The organism is Corynebacterium sp. MSK019 (assembly GCF_030232425.1).
GTDB lineage: Bacteria > Actinomycetota > Actinomycetes > Mycobacteriales > Mycobacteriaceae > Corynebacterium > Corynebacterium jeikeium_D.
Window position 1 is genome coordinate 118,304 of record NZ_JASPJT010000001.1, and the last position, 23,735, is coordinate 142,038.

Below are 23,735 nucleotides of genomic sequence, written 5' to 3' on the forward strand. Positions count from 1 at the left end.
TAGCACGTGGGCAGTAGCATGTGCGCCGGAGCACGTGGGCAGTAACCGCCTGGCGCCTAGCGAGCCACTACTCGCCCACGCCTCACCGGCTACTCGTCCCATACCTCCGGTGGCATTGCTGGGAACGGCGTCGTCGGCGGCAGCGTTGCCACAGCTGAACGTCTGGACAGGCCACACACCTGCAACAGGTCCACCACCAAGGAGCGGGACTGCGCAAACACAACCTGTTCCGACAGCGTTGCGTCCTCGATCACGCGCGGGTGCATTTTCGCCGCTAGACGACGCAAGTACCGAACCACGTCTTCAAGCTTGACCTCTCCGGATCCCTCGGAAAGCTGAGCGATAGCGATGTCGCCGGACTCGAAAGGCAACTCGCCCCACTCTGGGATTCGGCGCACGGCGGCTTCGTCGTCAAGCACATGACTGACCAGACGCGTACCTTCAGACACGCCGAGAACAAGTGCGCACAGTTCGGACGAGAAGTCGATGTGGTCCTCACGTGCTGTGATAGCGCGACGCGCGAGCACACGGATGTTGCGCATGGCGTTGTCGACGGGATGAACCATACGTGACAGCGAGTGGATTCGATCCCGGGAGCGCCAGAGCAACGGCGAGATACGGACCTGCTCGCCCGCGTCGGCGACAGTGCGGTCCATCAGCGAGACTTGCGCCTGCATGGAGCGCACCACGCTCAGTGCGGTGCGGATGCGATCGGTGTCGCCCTCTTTCATGCCGATGCCGATGTCATAAAGTACATCTGCACCCATGTCGAGGACCTTGGCCACCTTGCGGCGAGCACCCGCCAGCGGGCTTCGCGGCAATATCATGAGCACAATAATGCCCACCACACCACCGACGAGAGCATCGATCATTCGGTAATAAGAACCAGCGGTGCCCGGCGGAATAATGGTGGCGATGAGCACGGCTGAAGATGCCGCTTGGTTGACCACAAGCGGTCCTCGACCGACAAACACACCGATGACCATGGCGACGAACACACCGACGGTCAGCTGCCAGATACCCGAGCCGAGGATGGAGATAATCACATCACCAATGCCGACTCCCAACGAGGCACCGAGCACCAACTCCACAGAGTGCTTTAAGCGAGGACCTGCGGTCATCACGTTGAGGCTGATGAAAGCGGCCATCGGCGCGAAGAACGGGTTGGGGTGCCCCAGTACCTCAAGTGCGAACCAGTAGGCCAACCCAGCGGCTAACGTGGCTTGGACAATGAGCATCCAACGGGAGCGCACACGGTCAATCGCATGGAGGAAACGCGTGCGGGGCCTCACTTTCTGACGCAACTTGTTTGCTGCGCGGGAGGCCGGATGTAGGTACGTATTGCGAAAATCTTGGAAATCCGGGCGCGGATTATCCTCGACGAATTGCGTTTCCTTAGCTTCGACGAGGTCGTCGACATGCGCGGGAGCAAGGTCCTCTAGATTCCTGGCAGCTGCGGCATCCTTATCTTCCCCACCAGCTATGCCAGCCATGCCGAAGTCACCATCCTCATGTAAAAAACTGTGCGCTTTTTATGTACCCGTTGTGCTGTTGTGCACTCTTATGTGCCCGCTGAATCTCTGTGCGCGATTAAAGACCCAGTTCTGGCAACGCGGATTCATCACTGTCACGCAGCAACGCCATCATGCGATCGAATTCATCATCCTCGCCGATAGCCTTAGCAGCCTTAGCCAACGCTGCGAAGGCGCGGAGCACACCACGATTCGGCTCGTGCTCCCACGGAATGGCTCCGAACCCCTTCCAGCCGTTTCCACGCAGCAGGTCCAGACCGCGGTGGTAACCAGTGCGAGCGAAGGCATAGGCCTGAATCTCCTGGCCCTCGGACAAGGCGCTTTCAGCCAAATCCGCCCAAGCCTGGGAATCGCGCGGGCATGCGCGAACCACGGCCTCCGGGCTTGCGCCACCGTTGCGGGCAGCAACGGCCTCGTCAAGAACGGGGAGCTTCACGGGAGCAGGAGCCATCATGTCATTGAGTTTCATGCGTCCTATTGTGCCAGGCATCACGTGGCGATGGCAGGGGCTCAGTAGGTGACTCCCTGTTGGCAACGGCGGGCACAGCGCGGTGGTACAACGTCGGCAAGCGCCAGATGACGACCAACTAGCGTTCCCCGACTACTCCGGGCAGCTCGGCTTCGTCGAATCCAACGACTCACCATTTTCCAGCTTGGTCGCAACAAAATCGGCCACTCGGGCGCACGCTTCCATCAGCATCCAACCCGACAGTTGGACAGAGAGGTCACGCTCCTTAATCGCCGAACCGCGAACCGCGCCACCGACTGATTGCGCAACCGAACCGCCCTGTGGGAACTGAGCATTATCGTTCCAATCTGCGGGGAAAAGCGGCAGGCCATCAACCTCGAGGCGGTGGTACCAGCACTTCTCCCCCGAAGCCAGAACCAGTCGGCGAGCAATGCGAGCTGCCGCGCGATTCATGCGATTGTCTCCAGGCAAACGCACCGCCGCATCGGCGAGGTATCGCACCAGGATGCCGTTGAACAGACCACCATCGCCGCCACCGGCACCGGCGATAACATTGTCGGTGGTCGCCAAATCCTTTGCCACCGCGTGGATGAGGTTTTGCACGCGCGTGAAATACTTCGTCGCCTGTTCACGCTGGCCGTGCGCCCGAAGCGCAAGTCCCACTTCGAGGCAAGCGCCAATCATGACACCCTGGTTGTACGTAAACATGCCCTTCTGCACGACGGCACCTGCCATGGACAAGCGAATGCCGTCGTAGAGCAGCCCTGAGTCCGACAGGAGGTTGGCGTAAACCCAATCGATAAGTTCCTCTGCCTCCTTGATACGACCAGCCCGGGCCAGAGCGATGGCTGCAGGACCGTTCGAGGGGACGTTGAAAAAGAGGTCCTGCTCACGCCACGGCAGCACACCCGTGGACTCCTGCCGACCATCGCCCAAGCATGAAATCAGCCGTGCTGTCGTCTTCTTGGGCACCGATGCGCCGAGGACAGCGTCGGCACGCCCGAGCGCCAACGCCATCCACGCGCGATCGTCGTAGTACTTGTTCTTGGTCAGCAGCGTGAGGTTGCGAATGCGGATACCCCGAGTGGTCTGGCGGATAGCGCGGTACTTCTCCTTAGAAGGCACGCGCTTGGCTGCGTCTACCAGGCAGTCGAGATACTGCGCCTGCCACCAGTAATGCCAGTTGATGAAGACCTTATGTCGAAGCGGCGCGGGCCAGGAAGCCATTGCCAAATTCGTGCCCGGAAGACCCCACAGCTTCGCCGCATGACGGTTGCGAATCGCCTGTTCAGCCACGTCCGCACGATAGGCCCACGTTTCGGCCTCCGGACGCGACATTTTTAGAACCACTGGCTCTCCTTAAAACGGCTGTGAAACAGCTCTAAAACAGCCTTCGAAATAAAACACCTAAGCAGACAATTACCAGGCCGCGGTGATATCTGCATGAGTACGAATCCAAGAGTGCATGGCAATACCCGCCGCTACCCCCGCATTTATCGAACGCGTCGATCCAAATTGGGCGATCGACACCGTCAGATCCGCCGCCTGCTGTGCCTCTTCAGTCACTCCCGGCCCCTCCTGGCCGAAGAGCAAAAGACAACGCTCGGGCAACTCAACGGTTTCGATGGGTACGGAGCCCGGCACGTTGTCCACGGCCACCACAGCCAGGTCATGCTCGCGCGCCCAGCTAATGACCTCCGACACCGTCTCATGGTGCAGCAAGTGCTGGTAGCGGTCAGTCACCATCGCGCCGCGACGATTCCAACGCTTGCGCCCCACGATGTGCACGGCCTCTACCAGGAAGGCATTTGCGGTGCGTACCACGGTGCCGATGTTGGAGTCATTCTCAAAATTCTCGATGGCGATGTGCAACGGATGACGACGCTTATCCAGCTCCGCGACGATAGCCTCCATCGTCCAGTAGCGGTAAGCATCGACGACGTTGCGTCGGTCGCCCTCATCCAAAAGCTGCTCATCGTATTCTGGGCCGGTCGGCCGAGGTTCGTTCGGGTGCTCCTGCTCCCACGGCCCCACCCCGACACGAGCCTCAAACCATTCCGTCGGCCCCTTCCCGGGCTCAGGCGCGGTCAAGAGCCAACAGCCCCTCGACCAGGAACAACTGCGCCACGGTGTAGGTGTCCATCACTGCCGCATTCAGAAGCTTGCCGACGACGCCCTCCTCCGCAAACATCTTTCGAGCCATCAGTAGCGTGTCGGAGACGAGGAACAGGTTGCCACCGTGGCCGAGGCCGTAGGCGGCATCGGCAATCGGCAGGCCGGTCTGCTCATCAGTACCGACAGCACCGGCACCCTCCAGCAGCGCCGGGTCATCGGCCAGTGCGGAGGTCACAGCCAGCAGCGGACCGTAGCCAACAGCAGCGGGCAGCGCCTCGGGCTTTACAGCACCGACCAGCGGTACCGAACCAGCCCACAGTGGGAAGCGAATGGCAGCACGCAGCGCGCTAATCCGAGCTCCGGCACGCCACAGCAGCACGTGGTAGGCAACCTGGTTAACTGCGAACGGCACAGAACCGCGGTTCAGGTTCGGCTTATTCGGCATGAGAATCAAGTCGCCCAGCCAACCGCCGGCGAGGCCGATGAGCAGGGTGGTCGTCGTAAAGCGAGACGTCTCGTGGCGACGGCGCCAAACATTGGCCGCCAACAGTGGCATGAGGACAGTCTTGGAAACTCGACGTGGAGTCTCCCAGCCGAAGGCACTGGAGACAACGTTGACCGCACTGGCGGCGATATAGCCGGCACGTTCTGGGGCACGGCGGGTGTCGGAGCTTGCGCTGGCGATACCGACGAGTGCGCCGAGGCCCTCGCCCGTGCGACGCACAAACATGTCAGCGACGGTTTCCTTGGTGCCGGGAAGTTTGGTCGTGGTGAGCTTGGACAGGAGTCCTGCGCGCTTGGTGGTCATGGGGATGTTCCTCTTTCGTGGGACTGCGTTGGGGCGGTGAGCTGGGTGAGGCTCGGCGAGCAGGGTGAGGCTCGGCGATAGCTCTAGCGCTCAGATTCTTAGGCCAGACCCAAGTCATCCAAACCGAGCAGGTAACGGTAGTCCAGGCCTTCAGCCTTGATGACCTCGTCGGCGCCCGTCGCGCGGTCAACCACCGTGGCGACACCGACAACCTCAGCACCGGCCTCACGTAGTGCAGCGACGGCAGTCAGCGGCGAGTTGCCCGTGGTGGTGGTGTCCTCCACAACCAGGACCTTCTTGCCTACAATGTCCGGTCCCTCGATGCGGCGCTGCATGCCGTGCTTCTTGGCTTCCTTACGCACCACAAAGGCATCAATTGGACGCCCTTCGGCGTGCATGACAGAGGTAGCCACCGGATCCGCGCCAAGCGTCAGACCACCGACGTGCGCGTAGTCCCAGTCTCCAGTGAGCTCTCGTAGCAGAGAACCAATCAGACGCGAGGCCTCATGATGTAGAGTGGCGCGGCGCAGGTCAACGTAGTAATCAGCCTCACGTCCAGACGACAGCGTGACCTTGCCATGAACAACCGCCAGCTCCTTGACCAGCTCGGCCAAACGCTGCAGCTTCTCCTGATTGACATTGCTCGTGTGGATGCTCATCTGAGGTTGTCTCCTAAATAAACGACTGTGTGCTCAAGGATATGTCTGGTTCTACTCGTCCGCGGAATCAGGGGTTACGCCCTTGTCCTCGGACATAGATTCGGTGGGGTCGTCGCTGCTGTCGAGGTCTGGGGCGGCGTCGGTAAAAATACTGGCGGGCTTCACATTTGATCGCACCACACGCCCCTGGCTCGAGCGCATCCGGCTATGTTCGGGGTCCTCCCCAAGCGCAGGAATCTGCTGGCCAGAATCTCCAATGTCCTCCGACTCGCCAACGTTTGCACCCATCTTTCGTGCCGTCGACCGCGAAGGCAGCGCCGTCGGATCCAGCGGTATATCCCGCGTAGGGCGCCACGACGAACCGTCAATCGCCTGCACCACCGTGGGTTGTGCATTGCTTTGCGACGGCCACTGCGAATCATCCGTGGTTGCATCCGCGGTAGCAGCGGACGAGGACGAAGGAGAATCTGCGTAAACAATTTCCTCAACGTCCAGCGGCTCTTCACCCTTGCTATTCTGCGCGCTGTGACTCTGGGCATGCCCGTTCTGTGAGCTGTGATCCTGCGATTCGTGGTTAGCAGAACCGTTGCGACGCTGATCTGGTACCGCGTGCAAGTGCCCACGCCCGGTTCCATCCGAAATCAAGGAACCAGAGTCAACGGACTGCTCGGTGAGCTGCAAACGAGTGGGATCCCACTGATTAGTGTCCGGAGCGACGGTTTCGCCTTCCGCCGGTGGCAACCTGCGCGCAATGTCGGAGAAGTCCGACAGCGATGCCAGTGCACCGTCCCAGTCCTCTGGCACTGAATTATCAATCAGCTGAGCCAAGGACCAGGAGTTTTCGGACCACATGCGGGTAATGGCCGGGTGTACGTCGGCAAGCATGCGGGTTGCACGGTCGTCGAAGATGCGATGAATGAGCTCTGGGTCGGTAGCTGCGACTACCAGGCCGGCTTCGGTAGCTACGTGAGGCAGCGTCGTGCCGCCGCTGCGGCGCAACTCGAAAACCTCATCGCTGGATACAGAGCGGCGGATGGCGATGGTGGTGATGCCGCCGACATCGGCGAGGTGCATTTCCCGGCCAAAGGCGAAACCGGAGACCACGGCCTTGGCATCGCCGTCCGGCGTACGCTGCCAGTACGACGGCAGCTCATGGTCCACACGGTTATAGACAGAATTACGTTCCTGCGCCCAGGCTTTCCGCAAGTGACGCACACGGCGACCGCTGATACGTCGACGGATAGGGGCCACTGATTGCTGCTGAGCGCGCTGCGGTTGCGCGGGCTGGGTGGACACAGTGGGCGGGGTGGCCTGGGTGGCCTGGGTGCGCGCCGCACGATCGGATGATTGCGGCACTTCGTCAGTCTCGGCATTTTCGCCGGGCACAGCCTCGAATTCTGCACCGTCAACAGTTCCAATGCGAGCGTCAGGAGCAGTGGTGCTGTTGGCATCTATGGCACTGGTGTTGTCCACTAAACCTGTCTCGGGCTCATCCGTGGTATCGGTATCTTCAGCAGTCACCGACTCGGCTGGCTCCATGCCAGGCCCTGTGCCAAACTCCGCGCCAGACTCCGCGTCACTTCGGAGAGTCCCGTCCGTTCCCGCATTCAGGTCAGCTGCTGGTCCCGATGTTTCGGAAGCTCCCGTGTTTTCTGTTGCTTCGGACATTTCAGCAGGGGCCGCCGGTTCGATTCCCGCGACAGATTCAGGCTCCGCCGGCATCATTTGCCCAGCTGAAGTACCCAGTTCTGTCGTCGAAAACTCAGTTTCAGGGTCAACTTCAGCGGCACCATCAGTCTCAGCGACAACCTCAGAGTCAGCGCCAGCTGCGACATTCGGTCTCACCACAGAAGCTGTCTCAGAGCTGCCCTGCTCTGAAGAATCCGGCTGTTCAGGCACAACATCTTCTGCCGCCACACCGGTTACTTCGCCGGTGGAGTCCGAAGGCTCGTCGTAAAGCGATGGCGACGAAGGAGACGCCACAGCAGTCTCACTTGTGCTGCGACGGCGGCGGTCGACAACGAACAGCGCGACTGCGGCGATGATGAGGATCGCTGCGAGGGTGAATACTAGGGGAATCATTAATCTCCTAGCTTAAGCCAGAAGCCGTTCTATTTGGTCAGCGACAATATGCCGTCCCCCGTCTGGCGCAATGCCAATGCCCGAGGCGAGAGCGTACAGGACTCTCTAGAACCGTAAGGGCGAGGGGAAATATCCACATGGACGACACATCAGGGGTTCCCTGGGGCGGTCGCCCTGCCCCGGACACATGCGAGTCCGGCGCCGCTTAGAAACGGACGATAGGCAGGCTCGGATTGCCAGCCCACTGGGACCAGCCTCCGACATACAGCGAGGCGTCAGTAATGCCCGCTTCTTCCATGGCCTGAATGAACAGTGAGGAATGAAGACCGGAACCGGAGTAGACCGCTACATTACGACCGGCTTCGATACCGACGGAGGCAAAGCGCTCACGGAGCTGCTCAACAGGCAGGAAGGAGCCGTCGGCATTTTGCAGACTGCGAGCCGCCAGGTTCACGGCACCCGGGATGTGACCTGCCTGCAGATCGACGCGCTCACTGCGGCCTTCAAAGCGGCTGGACTCACGCGCATCCACCAAAATTCCACGTTCAGACCAGGTGCGTACGTCGTCGAGGCTGGCAACAGGCATATTGCCCTCGCTCACCGCAATCGTTCCAGGCTGCGGCAGATTGCCGGGACCGAAGGCAGTCTCGTTTCCATCTGCTTCCCAAGCAGCTAACCCGCCGGTGAGGACACGCACATTCTCCAGACCCGCCCAGCGCAGAATCCACCAAGCACGTGATGCGAACAGCCCATCGCCCGCGTCGTAGACGATCACCAGATGCTCCGAGCGGACTCCCCAACGACGGACGGCATCGCGCACACGCTCGATATCCGGCAGCGGGTTGCGACCAGCTTCTCGGCTGGGAACACCCGCTAGATCCAACTCGGGATCACAAAACACGGCCAGAGGGATGTGAGCCGTAGCGTAGGAGTCATATGGTTTTTTAGCGCGCGACCAGCGTGCGTCAACGACGACGATGCGACCGCCACCGGCAATCTTGTCACGAAGCTCTTGTACCGAGATGGATGTTGTCATAATCCCGGATTCTAAATCGATTGACTTGGTAGCGCGATATGTACGTTATTAAAACTAGGAGCTCGGGAAGATGTCTGAAGATGCTGCCCACCTGGCCGTTCTCATCTCAAACGCAGGCCATGGAATCGGCCGTGCCACCGCAGAAAAACTGCTTTCCCGCGGCTAAACCGTCGGAGTTGTTGACGTCTCTGCTCGAAAATGTCAGCACTGACGGCACCAAGCGCATGGGTATTCGCATCACACCAGCTGATGTCGCCAACACAATCGTCGACTGCATCGACCAGAAACAGGGCACGATTACTAAGGCTGACTTCCCCGTCAACCTGCCGACAAAATTGCTGCACTATGCCGCCAGCGTCGGTGCCCCTTTCCTCAACCGCTTCATTAACGCAAAGCTGACTACGAAACGGAAGATCAGCCTCTAAGCCAGGACCCCGCTCCCTACCCGACTACCCACCGGGATCCTGTCCCGTCTCACCATTGCCATCCGCTGTGTCCCCCGCCCGTTTCTCTCGCGCTTTACGACGCAACCAGCGCCCCGGGCTATCGAACGTATCGGGGTCCTCATTGGATTCCGCTTTTCGGTTTCCTTCCTTGCCTTTCGGGGCCACCCAGACCACACGATCAGTAGAGACCGGCTCGCACTCCCCACTAACCCCGTCCCCTTCGTCAGTTCCTAGAATCCCCGGCACCTCATCCGGCCGAAGCGTCCACCAAGCATTTTCATCACATCGAGCATCATCGATCTTTCGATGCGTACCCGGATCAACCAACGTGAGATTATCCAGATCAGTGCCACCACCGGAAGACCACGACTGCACATGGTGAACATCACACATAGCTCCCGGAGTGCCCATGCCCGGCGCGGAGGAACCTCCTTCCTCTCCAAGAAGGGCCAGATACTGTGGCAAAGTCCCCAGCCTGCGGGACCGACCAAAGTACAAGGTCTGCCCCTCATTCCCCAAGACTTGGAGGAACGAATTTCTATCAACCATCTGTTGCACGGCCTGACTAATGGAAATTCGCACTCCCGCATCAGAGACCGCTTTGCCCGATCCAGGAAGTACAAAATCTTTCCCATCAGGCAAGGAGACTCCAGCTAGCGCTGCCACATCTGCGATATGCGCGACGGTGACCACCGATGTCGTCCCCCGCGCCGGCTGAAGGTCACCGCCTGGTTGAAAGCCCCCATTCACCGCCGCTTCCACGGCATCATGAAAACGCTGCTCCGGATTCCGCTGGTCATCGGCACCTTCTTCGAGTAACCCGCCAGGGCGCGCATGATCCGCCTGCAGCCTTTTGAGCACCGCTGCAAACGAAGGCGTAACCACACCGCTCAACCGGCTCATGCCGTCCGGCCCCTGAGCACCGATTTTTAGGCTTCGTTTCCGAGCGCGGTCCTCATCCGTATACGGGTCATCAACCCCCAACATCGCCCGCAGGCGGTTCGGCAATTTATTGAGATCATCAACACGGATTTTGTCCACTAAATCTGCAATGTGCTTGTCCAGCAGCCTAGACAGCTGTGCATGCTCCGTTGCCGGCAGCTCACGAACGGCTTTGTCAATCTTCGAAACAGCATCCGCACCGACAACACCTTCCTCAACTTTCTGACGAAGGTTCGGCATTCGCACATCCTCATTCGCCGGAGCAAACGGATCAACATTCCTACTCAGGCGCCCGACGACGTTGATACGCTGCCTCGCTTCTACTCGCGAGATTCGCATCTCCTGCGCTAGCCACGCAATCTTTCGATGCTCCGCGCTGGGCATCCGCCCCTTCATGGTCTCCACATAAGTCGCATCAATTACTGCGAGTCGTTTTCGCGCTTTCTCAATCGACTTATATGCATCGTGCGCATGATCCGGCGAAAGTACTTCGAAGTTCTCCACGATGACTGTCGACAGAGCTTCAAACTGCGCAACCACATCTAAAACCTGAGATGTCGAAAGCGGTCCACTGCCGTTTGGCGCCGATGGTGTAGACATTTCTCCCACCCCCTTTTAAAACGCTAGCAATCCGAATCCCCAAATGGACTAACTAATTTCCCTCCCCCATATTATCGCACACCCATTCGGCACCCCACAACCCCCTAAGTCAACTTTTTCGAATCTTTTTCCGAAACACTGCCGTGCTTCCAGAGCTCGAATACCCCACCATCCGCCCTAAAAACCCGACCCCCCCCCCCCCCCCCAAAAAAAACTGCACGCCGAAAGCCTAAAACCGCACCACCATCACATCGTGGTCCGGGAAGCTCGAGCGCCCCACTAGCTCAAACCCCGCCTTCACATAAGCTTTCGCCGCCCGCGGGTTGGCATCATGGACAGCCAGACTAACCCCCGGGTACCCCAGCTCACGCGCATACTCAAGAAGCCCCGCAATCATCGGCTGCGACAGCCTGCGTCCGACTACACCCGGACGCAGCGCAATCGCTACCTCAGGAATCCCATTTTCCACAAAACCGTACCCCGGATCGTCCTTCGTAAACGTACGCAGCCAGGCCGCCCCCACCGGCACTTCATAGCCCTCGCATTCTTCGCTTGACGACGAATCCCCGCGCTCCAACCATTCCGCCTTAATGGCGGCCGCACTGTAAGTAGCCTCGCGAGAAACCCTCGGTTCAAATGGGTCAGTGCGGGTCATGTCGCCACTGAGCGACTCGAGGTCAGCGTCGTCAAGCGAAGTGGCGAAAAGGATAACCCCGCCCTGACTCGCGTCCCACTGGTCGACGTATTGACGCCTCGTGACTACATAATCTTCCGGCAGTGGCTGACTTTCATCTCCGAATGTTTCCGTTAGTTCGTCCATCCAGGCAATGAAGGGGAGGTCGGAGTCTGTCGCTGGTCGCCACTGAAAGTTAGTCATATTTGCGCACTATACCGGCGCACTCCAGACTGACCGGAATGCAACAAGCCCACACGGTCGGTCACAAGACACATAAATCTGGACAATAAAAGCACAAAAAGGGCGGTTCAGGAGAAAACTCTCTCAAACCGCCCCAACAAACAGACAGCCTGCTCAGCAGTTATCGCCCTGAGTATCAGGCGCCCTAGATTCGGGCTACGCCATCCTCGTCATAGCCGACAACCTTCAGCGACTCGCCATCGTCAGCAACCGTGACCTCTACGCGGTCACCATCGCGAACATCACCAGCGAGCAGTCGACGTGCCAGCTCATCGCCGATTGCCTTCTGCACCAGACGACGCAACGGACGGGCGCCGTAGGCCGGGTCGTAGCCGCGCTCCGACAGCCAATCCAGTGCCTCATCGGAGACATCCAGCACCAGACGACGTGCCTCCAGGCGTTCTGCCAGGTTGCGAACCTGAATGTCCACAATGCCGCGCAGCTGCTCGGAGGTCAGCGGATCGAAGATCACTACATCGTCGAGACGGTTGATGAACTCCGGCTTGAAGGCCATCTTGACCGCATCCATGATCTGCTCATGCGTACCACCAGCACCGAGGTTGGAGGTCAGAATCAGAATCGTGTTTCGGAAGTCCACGGTTCGGCCCTGACCATCGGTCAGGCGACCCTCATCGAGCACCTGCAGGAGCACATCGAACACGTCCGGGTGAGCCTTCTCGACCTCGTCGAAAAGCACGACGGTGTACGGACGGCGACGAACAGCCTCGGTGAGCTGACCGCCAGCGTCGTAGCCGACGTATCCGGGAGGAGCACCAATCAGACGAGCGACAGAGTGCTTCTCGCCGTACTCGGACATATCGATGCGCACCATCGCACGCTCATCGTCGAAGAGGAACTCCGCCAGCGCCTTGGCCAGCTCTGTCTTACCAACGCCAGTTGGACCGAGGAACAGGAAGGAACCAGTCGGACGGTTCGGATCGGCAACACCCGCACGCGAACGGCGGACGGCATCGGAGACAGCCTCCACAGCGGCATTCTGACCAACAACGCGACGGCCGAGGTTGAGCTCCATTTCGAGCAGCTTCTCGGTCTCACCCTGCATCATCTTGCCAGCCGGGATACCCGTCCAGGCGGAGACAACCTCAGCGACTTCCTGAGGCGTGACCTCCTCCTTGAGCATGGAGTTTTCCTCTGCGTCAGCGACCGATTCCTCGGCGGCCTCCAGCTTCTTCTCCAACTCAGGGATGCGTCCGTAACGCAGCTCTGCGACGCGCCCGTAGTCACCTTCGCGCTCAGCCTTTTCGGACTCAGTGCGCAGGGCATCGAGCTCTTCGCGGACGGAGCGGACATCATCAATCGAGGACTTCTCGTTCTGCCAGCGAGTCTTCAGAGCGTTGAGCTTCTCGCGCTCATCTGCAAGTTCCTCACGGAGCTTGTCCAGACGCTCCTTCGACGCGATGTCAGTTTCCTTCTCCAGGGCCATTTCCTCGATTTCGAGGCGGCGCACGATGCGTTCCGCGGAGTCGATTTCCTCCGGCGAGGAGTCAATCTCCATACGCAGACGCGATGCGGCCTCATCAACCAGGTCGATAGCCTTATCCGGCAGGAAGCGGGATGTGATGTAGCGATCCGACAGCGTTGCTGCAGCCACTAGCGCGGAGTCTTGGATACGAACACCGTGGTGGACCTCGTAGCGCTCCTTCAGGCCACGCAGAATACCAATGGCGTCCTCAACGCTCGGCTCACCGACAAAGACCTGCTGGAAACGACGCTCCAGCGCAGCATCCTTCTCGATGTACTTGCGGTACTCATCCAGGGTCGTCGCACCGACCAGCCGCAGCTCACCACGAGCCAGCATCGGCTTAATCATATTGCCCGCATCCATCGAGCCATCACCCGTGGCGCCAGCGCCAACGATGGTGTGAATCTCATCGATGAAGGTAATAATCTGACCGTCGGACTCCTTAATCTCGTCCAGAACCGCCTTCAGGCGCTCCTCGAACTCACCGCGATACTTCGCACCGGCGACCATAGAGCCCAGATCCAGGCTCATCAGCGTCTTGCCCTTCAGAGATTCCGGCACATCACCTGCAACAATGCGTCGTGCCAGCCCCTCTACAATGGCCGTCTTACCAACGCCCGGCTCACCAATGAGCACCGGATTGTTCTTGGTACGACGACTCAAGACCTGTACCACGCGACGAATCTCCGCATCGCGGCCAATAACTGGGTCAATCTTGCCCTCACGTGCCCGCGCGGTTAAGTCCGTCGCATACTTTTCCAGAGCCTGGTACTGCTCTTCTGGATTCTCCGTTGTTACCTTCCTCGATCCACGCACACTAGTCAGCGCACCCTTTAACGCCTCGGCAGTAGCACCCGCCGACTGCAGCACAGTTGCCGCCTCCGACTGGCCAGTTGCCACACCGATAAGCAGAATTTCCGTGGAAACGTACTCGTCTCCCAGCTCCCCCGCCAGCTCCTCGGCGGCGTTCAGAGCATTAACGGCGTCCCTATTAAACTGTGGGTTCGCCATATTCGCCCCGCTTGCCGACGGGTACCCCGCGACCAACTCCTTAGCGCGGGTCAAAACCCCGGAAGGATTAACGCCCGCTGCTTCAAGCAGTGGAGCCGCAATACCCTCCTTTTGCTCCAGCAGTGCTACCAGAATGTGCCCAGGCCGGATATCCGGGTTACCCGCGCTGGTCGCGGCCTTCATAGCTTCCTGGAGAACTTCTCCAGTCTTAGTTGTTGGTGTAAAACTCATAACTTGCGCCCCTTTGGCTCAACTTTGTCATTCACTACCCATAACGCATTCAACCTTGAGTCTGTTCCACTCAACTTCAAGTTTTTCAATTTCCCGACCGTGATTCACACCACACCTATAGCAAAAAGGATTGAGCTCGGCAGCGTCGTTAAGCGTAGTAGCACGCCGGAAAGCACTAGAAAACGTTGGAAAGCTCCAGAAACCACGTGCGAACACACTCCGACACACCGCCCGACGTCCTCACCAGCACACTCCCGCCGGATTCAACTTCCCCCATGTGAGTGATGGGTGGACAGCGCACTCATACTGTTTTGGTTACCCTGGTAGGTGACATTCCTTCATTCTCACGAAAGGACTCGAATGAACATCGAGCAGGCACGTCAGATGACTGAGGGCAAAGGCTTCATCGCCGCTCTCGACCAGTCCGGTGGATCTACCCCGAAGGCTCTGCGCCTGTACGGCATCAACGAGGATCAGTACTCGAACGAAGATGAAATGTTCGACCTGGTTCACGAGATGCGTACCCGCATCATCACTTCCCCGTCCTTCAACTCTGAGCAGATTATTGGCGCGATTCTCTTCGAGCAGACAATGGATCGCGACATCGAGGGAATCCCGACCGCTCAGTACCTGTGGGAAAAGAAGGGCATCGTCCCGTTCCTGAAGACCGACAAGGGCCTGGCAGACAAGGAAAACGGCGTTCAGCTTATGAAGCCGTGCCCGGGCCTGGATGAGCTGCTGGAGCGCGCTGTCGCTAAGGGCATCTTCGGCACCAAGATGCGTTCCTTCATTGCTGAGGCAAACGAAGAGGGCATCAAGGCCAACATTGCTCAGCAGTTCGAGTTCGGCAAGCAGGTTCTGTCCCACGGTCTGGTTCCGATCCTGGAGCCGGAGGTCGACATCAACGCTGCTGACAAGGCAGAGGCTGAGGACATTGTCCTGCGCGAGCTGCTCGCTGGCCTGGATGACCTGGCTGATGACCAGAAGGTCATGATCAAGGTTTCCATCCCAACCAAGGATGACCTGTACAAGCCGCTGATTGAGCACCCGAAGGTCATGCGCGTCGTTGCCCTGTCCGGTGGCTACGAGCGCGAGGACGCCAACGAGCGCCTGTCCCGCAACCACGGCATGATTGCTTCCTTCTCCCGTGCACTGTCTGAGGGCCTGTCTGCTCAGCAGTCCGACGAAGACTTCAACGCAACCATGGCTGAGTCCGTCAAGGGCATCTACGAGGCTTCGATTTCCTAATCGTCCGCTGTGCATTTGCGCTTCGCTGTGCATCTGCGCTTGTGGGCGCCTCTAGGTAGCCGCTAGCGCAACTAAAAACTCCCGTACCAGGTTTTCTTGGTGCGGGAGTTATTTAATCGCGCCCTTGATAATCAAATACCGGCAGCGACCAGCCACGCCACAGCGCCGCTAGTCGAATGAACAGCGCCGACAGTACAGCGCAGATAATGTTGATGCTCTCGTGCAGGCCAACCATGTCGAGCACGTAGTAAAGCGTCGCCGCGACGACTGCGATGGAGGCATAGAGCTCCTTTTGGAACACCAGTGGGACGCGGTCACACATCAGGTCGCGGAGCACACCTCCAAACGCACCGGTAAGAACGGCGCCGACAATAGCGATGATGACACCATGCCCCATCTCCATGGCCACGCGGGCACCAATGATGGAAAACGCCGACAAACCGATCGCGTCAGCGACCAAGAACACGACTCGGAAGTGCTTCATCAGGAAGTCGGCCAACAGCACCGTGATCAGTGCCGCACCGACGATAACCAGCAAATATTGTGGGCTTGCAACCCACACCAACGGATAGTGGCCGAGAATGACATCGCGCAGGGTACCACCGCCGATAGCAGTCATGCACGCAATTGTTGAAACCCCAAAGAGATCCATGCGCATTCGACCGGCCGCTAGTGCGCCGGTGACGCCTTCGGCCGTAATTCCAATGACCCAGAGGATGTGGAGCAGCATGATAAGAAATATAAAGGACTTCGCCCGAATCGGTAGAACTATAGGCTAATATCCCGCAATCTTCGCTCCCCCACTCCTGCTTTCAGCTCGGCTCGGCCCTCTTCATTGCTTCCCAGCTAGCCCTGATCGCGAATCTCCAGCACCGGAATCGAGCGGCGAATCCGCTCCACCTCCGCTATATCAACATCGGCGACAAGCAACTGCGGGCTGTAGCCCGCCGAGGCAATAACCCCGCCGTCCGCATTGACCAGCATGGAGTGCCCCGCGCCAGTTGGCCCCTCATCCTTCCCCGCTGCCTTAGCCCCGCCAGGCCGGGCCGCATCAACTGCCGCAATCACACAAGTGCTATCCAGCGCACGCGCCGAGACCAGAGTCTGCCACTGCGTCACCTTGCCCGGACCATCATTCCACGATGCAGGCAGCGCGATGACCTCCGCGCCCAGGTTGGCCAGTTGAATGAATTGCTCCGGAAACCTGATGTCAAAGCATGTCGCAAGGCCGAGGGCGACCGACGATCCGTCGGCAAGCGGGACATCACACACCACGTGCGCGTTGCCCGGCGCGACGGTATCGGATTCGCGAAACCCGAAAGCGTCGAAGAGGTGGAGCTTGTCGTAGAACTCGACACCGGGGCCGTCCTCATCACGCCAAGCCAGGAGCAGCGAATTGAAGACGCGGTGCATCGTCTTACCGTCGCGCTCCACTTCATCTGCCGGGCGGAACATGCCGACTACCACGCTGATTCCGGCATCGTGAGCGGCCTGCGAGACCTCCGCTACGAACCTATCGCTGCTGGACTCCGCCACGGCATCCAGGCGACCGGAATTGAACGCCTTCATCGTGGCCTCGGGGAAGACCACCAAATCGGCGTTGTCCTGTGCTGCTCGCGCGATAGTCACCTTCACCGCGTCCAGATTCTCTTCAACCGATGCTGACAATTCCAACTGAGCCAGTGCAATACGCATGCCTAAATGTTACCGGCTCCCCCCCCCGGATTGACTGTCCTGAAGTTATCCACAGGACGTCGCCGTGCGTTGCTATCGCTCAGAGTTATCCACAGTTCGCTGAAGATGCTCTTCCGCTGCCTTTCGCCACCCAGCAGAATCAAAAACATGGCCGAACACATCACAGTCAATCCAGCTCAACTATCCGCCTTAAGCCGCTCTTACCAGCAGATCTCCACTCGTATTGATGGTCTTTCCACCATCGTCGCAGCTGCCCCGGGAAGTGCCGACCTCACCTCTGCCCTGCCCGGCTCACGGATTGTCCCCGCTGCCTCCACTACTTGTGGGAAGTGGTCGGAATCATTGCTTGCCGCGTGCACAAACATCGACGTTATTGCGCAGGCTGCCGATGCCCTCGCTGTCAGCGCTCTCGCGCACGAGCATGACCAGTCCGCCGCCTTGGAAAAGCTGTCATGGTCACGGTAGGCGAAGCACTGCTGTGGCATGTGGATTCGCTGGAGACGCTTGCCCGGGCACTGCGTTCCGGGGCACGCGCCCTCGCCGATTCCGCCGACAGTTCCCAGGGCGCACTCAACGCGCTCTCAGAGGACGACTTCGCCGGCGACAACCGCAGCGCCGCCGAGGTTTCTGTCACCCACAGCTCCACGCGTCTGCGCCGAAGCAGCGTCGCGCTCGAACGTCTCGCCGCCTGCTGCAGCGACACCGCCGCCATGCTTAACGACGTCATCCGCGAACTTACCGCCGCGGTAAACCAGGCAACCAACCTGGGGTTTCAGGTGAACCTGGTTTCTGGTGCGGTGACTCCGCCGGAGGGCATGCTGTCTGCGATTGCGCGCAGCCTCGTTCATCCCAAAATTCCTGCCGGGCCTTTCACCATGGCCGAATGGCGTGCAACCTCGCAGCTTCGGATTCAGTCGGCTTTGGCTGAACTCAACCGACTCGATGAGAAGGCGGCGGGCGCAATCTCAGCTCTTTCACCACTGGTGGCAAGCGAAGTTAGCGGCTCGGGTAGATTGCAGCCATCACAGGCTGGCAGTGGTACTGGCAACCCTGCTGACAGAGGGCTTGACGGTGGTTGGGACTTGGAAGTTGGGAGCGGATTGACTGGGGCGTATTCGAGTAGACCGCTATCGGAGATAGACGCTGCCATGTCCGCTCGCGCCCGGGCTTTGGGGCTGCCTCCTGGACAACTATTGGAGTCCTCGCCTGGACATTCTGCGATTGCGTTCGGTGACGTTGAGCGAGCATCGACTGTGATTACTCTCGTCCCCGGCACCAGCTCTAGCGCGGAGGATGCTAGCAGGCAGTTCGAGCGCGTAGCCGCGACCTTCCACGCCGCCGGTGAAGATCCGGAGGATGTGGCGGTGGTGTTGTTTTCCTATGACGCGCCGCCCGACCTCCGTGAGGCCATACGCACCGAGTATCACAATTTTGCCGCTGAGCGGCTGCAGCATTTGCAAGCTGGTTTGATTGAACGTTCCGGTGGTGTCGATAGTGGTGACACTGCGATTGCCGGTGGCATTACTAGCCACGGCACGTCTTCTACTCAGCGGCACGTTGTTGCCGGCTATAGCTATGGGGCGACGGTGGTCTCGCAGGCTTCCCTTGGTAGTGGCCTCTACGCGGATAGGGTGCTGCTCATAGCTCCGCCAGGTGTTGGCCCCGGACTGGAGCGCGCAAACGACATGAAACTACTCAAGCCGGACGGCACAGTCCGACCCGAAGATGAAAATAGCCACCGTGTGGCAGTGGCGACGTCCCCGATGGACCCCATTCGTATTCCTGCCGAACTGGGGATTCATGGGAAAAACCCAGCGGATAAGGATTTCGGCGCGTACGCACTCAACCTGAGTGAGCGTGGCCTGTCCATGCGAGACTTGGCCGAATTCATGGTCACTCCCGTGCAGGATATTCCTCAAAAGTATCGGCACATCCAGGGCAACCCACACATCGAACACTACTTTGACGACGAAGTTTTCACCCGCGAGGCCAACCGGTGGCTAACTGACAGCTGACCGGTCTCTCAGATCAGCGGTTGCGAATCCACGGCCCAAATTAACAAGCCAAAAGAAAACGGACTAACCAGGCGACGCTGGTTAGTCCGTTCACTCAGCCGTGTGGGATTACCTTTCCCCACCGCGGTTGTCTTTGTGCCGGCGTCGTGTGCGCGGCTCCCACATCACCACTGCCGTAGAGCGTGGGACGTGAACCAGTTCGCCTCGCGAACGACGAGCCTGTGCCTTTGCTTGATAGAGCTGCTCTCGCAGTTCTGCATTTTCCTGCTCAAGCGAATCCACCCGCTCAGTCAGGTCGATGATGGCCTTAATACCGGCCAGGTTGACGCCGTCTTCCTGACTCAGACGCTGAATCTCACGCAGCAGCGCCACATCGCGTTTGGTGTAGCGCCGACCTCCGCCGGAGGTTCGCTGCGGAGTTACCAACCCGAGTCGGTCATAATTGCGCAGCGTCTGCGCATGCATGCCCGCGAGATTCGCGGCTACGGATATGACATAGACCTCAGTGTTGTCGGACATTATTTCGCACCTGCCCAACCCTCACGAGGATTGAACCCGCTGGCACGTTCCGCTTCGACGTAGGAGCGCAATGCCGAAGTGGCATTGTCGTCCAAATTGGTCGGCACCTTCACACGCACGGTTACCAGCAGGTCACCCGGAGTGCCATTGCGCTTCGGGATTCCTCGACCGCGCACACGCAGTGTTCGGCCATCGGCTGTGCCAGCCGGGACACGCACGCGAATCTTGTCACCCAACGTCGGCACGGTAATGGTGCCGCCGAGTGCGAGCTCGCCGAAGCTCACGGGCACCGTGACCTCAAGGTCGTTGCCGCTGCGGGTGAAGACTTCATCCGGGCGAACATGAACGGTGACAAAGAGGTCACCGGCCGGACGTCCCCGCAGTCCCGCTTCACCTTGGCCCGCAAGACGGACCTTCTGGCCGTCCACCACACCTGCGGGGACGCGAACGGTGATGGTACGACGGCGGGTGGTCACACCGGTGCCGTTACACTGCGAGCAAGGGTTCTCGATACGAGTGCCCTGGCCACCACAGTCCGCACACGGACTGGAGAAGCCGAAGGCCCCCTTTTGCTCCTTGACATATCCCGAACCATGACAGGTGGTACACGTCACCGGTGAGGTTCCCGGCGCTGCACCCGAACCATTGCAGTTCGTGCATGGCGACGGGTTGGTGAGCTGCAGCGGGATGGTGACACCTTGGGCAGCCTCGCGGAAATCGAGCGTAATCTCTGTCTCCACATCCGCACCACGGCGGGCCTTCTGCCGCCCGGCAGCACCAGCGCCACCATTGCGGTTTACGAAGCCGCCCAGGAAATCACCTAGGCCACCTGCACCACCAGCATTGCCACCGAATCCGGCACCTCCGCCGAAGAGATCCGACACGTCGAAGTCGAATCCACGTGCACCGGCAGCACCGGCTCCGCCGGCACCTGCGGCACCGGGGAATCGGAAACCACCTGCGAGAGCTGCACGCAGCTCATCGTATTCGCGGCGCTTGTCCTCGTCACCGACCACCGAGTATGCCTCGGAGATTCGCTTGAACTTATCTTCAGCGGCCTTGTTACCCGGGTTCTTGTCCGGGTGGTTCTCCCGGGCTAACTTGCGGTAGGCCTTTTTAATCTCGTCGAGTGACGCAGACTTAGAGACGCCCAAGTCAGCGTAATAGTCCTTATCTGCCCATTCCCGTTGAGTCATGGTGCATCTCCTCCTTTCAGAAAAACTAATTCAAAGAAATCTGCGTCACTTGTGTCTCCGCTACTGCGGATCGCCGATGATTACCATCGCCGTACGAATGACACGGTCATTAATTCGGTAGCCCTTGCGCAGCACATTGGCTAGAACCTTGTCATCCCCTTCAGAGAGATCCTGGACAGCCTCGTGGATGTCCGGGTTGAACTCCTCTCCTGCGGCACCAAATTCCTCAACACCCTGTGCGGTCAGCACGCCACGGAATTTATCCGCGAAAGCCTTCAGCGGCGTGCCGTCTGCCAAGTCGCCGTGCTCTTCAGCCCGGTCGAGGTCATCAGCCAAAACCAGCAGTTCTCCAGCCAGCTTTGCCTTCGCCTGTACGCGCTCGGCTTCACGGTCTCGGTCAACTCGACGACGGTAGTTTGCGAACTCCGCCGACAGGCGCTGCAGGTCCTCCGTGCGCTCATCCAACTCACGCTGGATGGCTGCAACTGGGTCTGCAGCTTCCTCCGCGGCGGTGTCGCCGGCGGCACCTTCGGTCGCCGGCTCCACGTCGTCGTCAAGCTTGGCCTGCTCGAAGACCTCGTTGACCTGATCGGCCAGGTTGGCCGGCTCCTCCGGGGTGGGCTGGTTTCCCTGATCCTGGTCAGTCATTCTTACTTGTCCTTCTCGTCCTCGTCGACGACCTCAGCGTCAACGACGTTGTCGTCAGCGTCAGCGGCCTCAGCACCCTCGGCTGCGGTTGCACCCTCAGCTGCCTGAGCCTCGTAGATAGCCTTACCCATCTCCTGGCTCTCGGTGGACAGCTTCTCGACGGCGGACTTGATGGCCTCGATGTCGGAGCCCTTCAGAGCCTCGTCGACTTCCTTGGCGGCCTCTTCAACGCGGTCGCGGATGTCCTGGGAAACCTTGTCCTCGTTCTCCGATGCGAACTTGCGGGTCTGGTAAGCCATGGACTCAGCCGAGTTGCGGACTTCCTGCTCCTCGCGGCGCTTCTTGTCCTCGTCAGCGTGCTTCTCAGCGTCCTTGATCATCTGGTCGATCTCCTCCTTGGAGAGGCCGGAGCCGTCCTGGATGGTGATCGTGTTTTCCTTACCAGTGCCCTTGTCCTTAGCGGTGACGTGGACAATGCCGTTGGCGTCGATGTCGAAGGTGACCTCAATCTGCGGGACACCACGCGGTGCCGGAGCGATACCGCCCAGCTCGAAAGAGCCCAGCAGCTTGTTGGCAGCAGCCATCTCACGCTCGCCCTGGAAGACCTGAATCTGAACGCTCGGCTGGTTGTCTTCAGCAGTGGTGAAGGTCTCCGAACGCTTGGTCGGGATAGTGGTGTTGCGTTCGATCAGCTTGGTCATGACACCGCCCTTGGTCTCAATACCCAGCGACAGCGGGGTGACGTCGAGCAGCAGCACGTCCTTGACCTCACCGCGCAGAACGCCGGCCTGCAGAGCAGCACCAACTGCGACAACCTCGTCCGGGTTAACGCCCTTGTTCGGTTCACGACCACCGGTCAGTTCCTTGACCAGCTCGGAGACTGCCGGCATACGGGTGGAACCACCGACCAGCACGACGTGGTCAATGTCGGAAACCGAAACATCAGCGTCAGCAATGACCTGCTGGAACGGCTTACGAGTGCGGTCAAGCAAATCAGAGGTGATGCGCTGGAACTCAGTACGGGACAGGGTCTCGTCCAGGAACAGCGGGTTCTTGTCAGCATCAACGGTGATGTACGGCAGGTTGATAGATGCCTGCTGCGAGGAGGACAGCTCAATCTTGGCCTTCTCAGCAGCCTCACGCAGACGCTGCAGAGCCATCTTGTCCTTGGTCAGGTCAATGCCGTTGCTGGACTGGAACTTCTCAACCAACCAGTCAACGATGCGCTGATCCCAGTCATCGCCACCGAGCTTGTTGTCACCAGCAGTTGCGCGAACCTCAACAACACCGTCGCCGATCTCCAGCAGGGAGACGTCGAAGGTACCGCCACCGAGGTCGAAGACCAGAATGGTCTGCTCCTTGTCGGACTTCTCCAGACCGTAAGCAAGTGCAGCAGCAGTCGGCTCATTGACAATGCGCAGGACGTTCAGGCCAGCAATCTGACCCGCTTCCTTGGTTGCCTGACGCTCAGCGTCGTTGAAGTAAGCCGGAACGGTAATAACCGCATCAGTGACGTCGTCACCCAGGTAAGACTCAGCGTCGCGCTTCAGCTTCATCAGCGTACGAGCGGAAATCTCCTGCGGAGTGTACTTCTTGTCATCAATCTCGATGCTCCAGTCAGTACCCATGTGGCGCTTGACCGAACGAATAGTGCGATCAACGTTAGTGACAGCCTGGTTCTTAGCGGACTGGCCAACCAGGACCTCACCATTCTTTGCAAATGCAACCACCGACGGAGTGGTGCGCGAACCCTCAGCGTTCGCAATCACCTGAGCCTCGCCGCCCTCGAGGACGGAGACACAGGAGTTCGTCGTACCCAAGTCAATACCAACAGCGCGTCCCATGATGAACACCTTTCTAGAAGAGTAAAAGAATTGCCCTTAAGTCTTACGCGCTCAAGTCTGCATTGCCGTAGAAAATCTGTCAAGCAAACTTGAGTGTGTCCGACTCAATGTTTGTCATGCTATGCAACGGACTATGGGACAAAGTTATTCCAACCCGACTCAACTTTTCTAAAAAAACCGTCATCACCGCAGGTCACCGCGATAAAAGATTTTTACAAGACTATGCTCTAAAGCCACTCA

At 59.2% G+C, this 23,735-nt stretch carries 21 protein-coding genes; 4 read left to right on the top strand and 17 right to left on the bottom strand.

The features are described 5' to 3' along the window. Positions 1 to 89: 89 nt before the first annotated feature. The 8 genes from QP982_RS00505 to QP982_RS00540 form a co-directional block, all read right to left on the bottom strand. Positions 90 to 1,493, bottom strand: coding sequence for an FUSC family protein (locus QP982_RS00505; RefSeq protein WP_005510217.1), 1,404 nt, complete (start codon positions 1,491 to 1,493; stop codon positions 90 to 92). Positions 1,494 to 1,590: 97 nt separating this feature from the next. After that, complete coding sequence (locus QP982_RS00510) at positions 1,591 to 2,001, bottom strand: DUF3151 domain-containing protein (protein WP_016421545.1); 411 nt, start codon at positions 1,999 to 2,001, stop codon at positions 1,591 to 1,593. Positions 2,002 to 2,133: 132 nt separating this feature from the next. Continuing rightward, positions 2,134 to 3,351, bottom strand: a complete 1,218-nt coding sequence (locus QP982_RS00515; protein ID WP_049169856.1) for a glycoside hydrolase family 76 protein — start codon at positions 3,349 to 3,351, stop codon at positions 2,134 to 2,136. A gap of 69 nt (positions 3,352 to 3,420) precedes the next feature. Then, positions 3,421 to 4,092 carry a TrmH family RNA methyltransferase gene (locus QP982_RS00520; RefSeq protein WP_038626765.1) on the bottom strand — a complete coding sequence of 224 codons (672 nt, stop codon included), beginning with the start codon at positions 4,090 to 4,092 and terminating at the stop codon, positions 3,421 to 3,423. Continuing rightward, complete coding sequence (locus QP982_RS00525) at positions 4,079 to 4,924, bottom strand: lysoplasmalogenase family protein (RefSeq protein WP_016421548.1); 846 nt, start codon at positions 4,922 to 4,924, stop codon at positions 4,079 to 4,081. Before QP982_RS00525 ends, QP982_RS00520 begins: the two co-directional genes overlap by 14 nt. Positions 4,925 to 5,022: 98 nt before the next feature. Continuing rightward, a complete protein-coding gene (gene pyrE, locus QP982_RS00530; RefSeq protein ID WP_049169851.1) occupies positions 5,023 to 5,583 on the bottom strand; it encodes an orotate phosphoribosyltransferase in 561 nt (186 codons plus the stop codon). 51 nt (positions 5,584 to 5,634) lie between these two features. Next, entirely contained in the window at positions 5,635 to 7,665 is a 2,031-nt protein-coding gene (locus QP982_RS00535; protein ID WP_284870054.1) for a TtfA family protein, read from the bottom strand. Between the two features lie 205 nt (positions 7,666 to 7,870). Further along, entirely contained in the window at positions 7,871 to 8,701 is an 831-nt protein-coding gene (locus QP982_RS00540) for a sulfurtransferase (RefSeq protein WP_070628457.1), read from the bottom strand. A gap of 176 nt (positions 8,702 to 8,877) precedes the next feature. Here QP982_RS00540 and QP982_RS00545 point away from each other — a divergent pair, with 176 nt between their 5' ends. After that, positions 8,878 to 9,126, top strand: coding sequence for an SDR family oxidoreductase (locus tag QP982_RS00545; RefSeq protein ID WP_284870055.1), 249 nt, complete (start codon positions 8,878 to 8,880; stop codon positions 9,124 to 9,126). A gap of 24 nt (positions 9,127 to 9,150) precedes the next feature. Here the strand turns inward: QP982_RS00545 and QP982_RS00550 are convergent, their stop codons facing one another. The 3 genes from QP982_RS00550 to clpB all read right to left on the bottom strand — a co-directional run bounded on the left by QP982_RS00550 (position 9,151) and on the right by clpB (position 14,330). Beyond that, positions 9,151 to 10,689: an HNH endonuclease signature motif containing protein gene (locus QP982_RS00550; protein WP_070856117.1), complete on the bottom strand. Its 1,539-nt coding sequence runs from the start codon at positions 10,687 to 10,689 to the stop codon at positions 9,151 to 9,153. Between the two features lie 229 nt (positions 10,690 to 10,918). Next, positions 10,919 to 11,566: a GNAT family N-acetyltransferase gene (locus QP982_RS00555; protein ID WP_150960671.1), complete on the bottom strand. Its 648-nt coding sequence runs from the start codon at positions 11,564 to 11,566 to the stop codon at positions 10,919 to 10,921. Between the two features lie 184 nt (positions 11,567 to 11,750). Beyond that, complete coding sequence (gene clpB / locus QP982_RS00560; protein ID WP_070546029.1) at positions 11,751 to 14,330, bottom strand: ATP-dependent chaperone ClpB; 2,580 nt, start codon at positions 14,328 to 14,330, stop codon at positions 11,751 to 11,753. A 360-nt stretch (positions 14,331 to 14,690) separates the two neighbouring features. On the opposite strand from clpB, the gene QP982_RS00565 reads away from it, so the two are divergent. Beyond that, on the top strand, positions 14,691 to 15,578 hold the full coding sequence (locus tag QP982_RS00565) for a fructose bisphosphate aldolase (RefSeq protein WP_224433385.1): 888 nt from the start codon (positions 14,691 to 14,693) through the stop codon (positions 15,576 to 15,578). A gap of 112 nt (positions 15,579 to 15,690) precedes the next feature. Here QP982_RS00565 and QP982_RS00570 read toward each other — a convergent pair whose 3' ends face one another. Next, positions 15,691 to 16,308 (bottom strand): trimeric intracellular cation channel family protein, encoded by a 618-nt coding sequence (locus tag QP982_RS00570; protein WP_038626783.1) that lies wholly within the window; start codon positions 16,306 to 16,308, stop codon positions 15,691 to 15,693. A gap of 116 nt (positions 16,309 to 16,424) precedes the next feature. Further along, positions 16,425 to 17,273: a nitrilase-related carbon-nitrogen hydrolase gene (locus QP982_RS00575; RefSeq protein WP_070607431.1), complete on the bottom strand. Its 849-nt coding sequence runs from the start codon at positions 17,271 to 17,273 to the stop codon at positions 16,425 to 16,427. A 147-nt stretch (positions 17,274 to 17,420) separates the two neighbouring features. On the opposite strand from QP982_RS00575, the gene QP982_RS00580 reads away from it, so the two are divergent. Then, on the top strand, positions 17,421 to 17,738 hold the full coding sequence (locus QP982_RS00580; RefSeq protein WP_284870056.1) for a hypothetical protein: 318 nt from the start codon (positions 17,421 to 17,423) through the stop codon (positions 17,736 to 17,738). Continuing rightward, positions 17,726 to 19,288: an alpha/beta hydrolase gene (locus QP982_RS00585; protein ID WP_284870057.1), complete on the top strand. Its 1,563-nt coding sequence runs from the start codon at positions 17,726 to 17,728 to the stop codon at positions 19,286 to 19,288. Before QP982_RS00580 ends, QP982_RS00585 begins: the two co-directional genes overlap by 13 nt. Before the next feature lie 108 nt (positions 19,289 to 19,396). Here QP982_RS00585 and QP982_RS00590 read toward each other — a convergent pair whose 3' ends face one another. From QP982_RS00590 to dnaK, 4 genes are read right to left on the bottom strand one after another with little or no spacing between them, the layout of a single operon-like run. Continuing rightward, positions 19,397 to 19,807, bottom strand: a complete 411-nt coding sequence (locus tag QP982_RS00590; protein ID WP_016421562.1) for a heat shock protein transcriptional repressor HspR — start codon at positions 19,805 to 19,807, stop codon at positions 19,397 to 19,399. Further along, positions 19,807 to 21,003, bottom strand: coding sequence for a molecular chaperone DnaJ (dnaJ, locus tag QP982_RS00595; protein WP_005511752.1), 1,197 nt, complete (start codon positions 21,001 to 21,003; stop codon positions 19,807 to 19,809). Before dnaJ ends, QP982_RS00590 begins: the two co-directional genes overlap by 1 nt. Positions 21,004 to 21,063: 60 nt before the next feature. Then, entirely contained in the window at positions 21,064 to 21,651 is a 588-nt protein-coding gene (gene grpE / locus QP982_RS00600) for a nucleotide exchange factor GrpE (protein ID WP_016421563.1), read from the bottom strand. A 2-nt stretch (positions 21,652 to 21,653) separates the two neighbouring features. Next, entirely contained in the window at positions 21,654 to 23,495 is a 1,842-nt protein-coding gene (gene dnaK, locus QP982_RS00605; RefSeq protein ID WP_048734453.1) for a molecular chaperone DnaK, read from the bottom strand. Between the last annotated feature and the right edge of the window lie 240 nt (positions 23,496 to 23,735).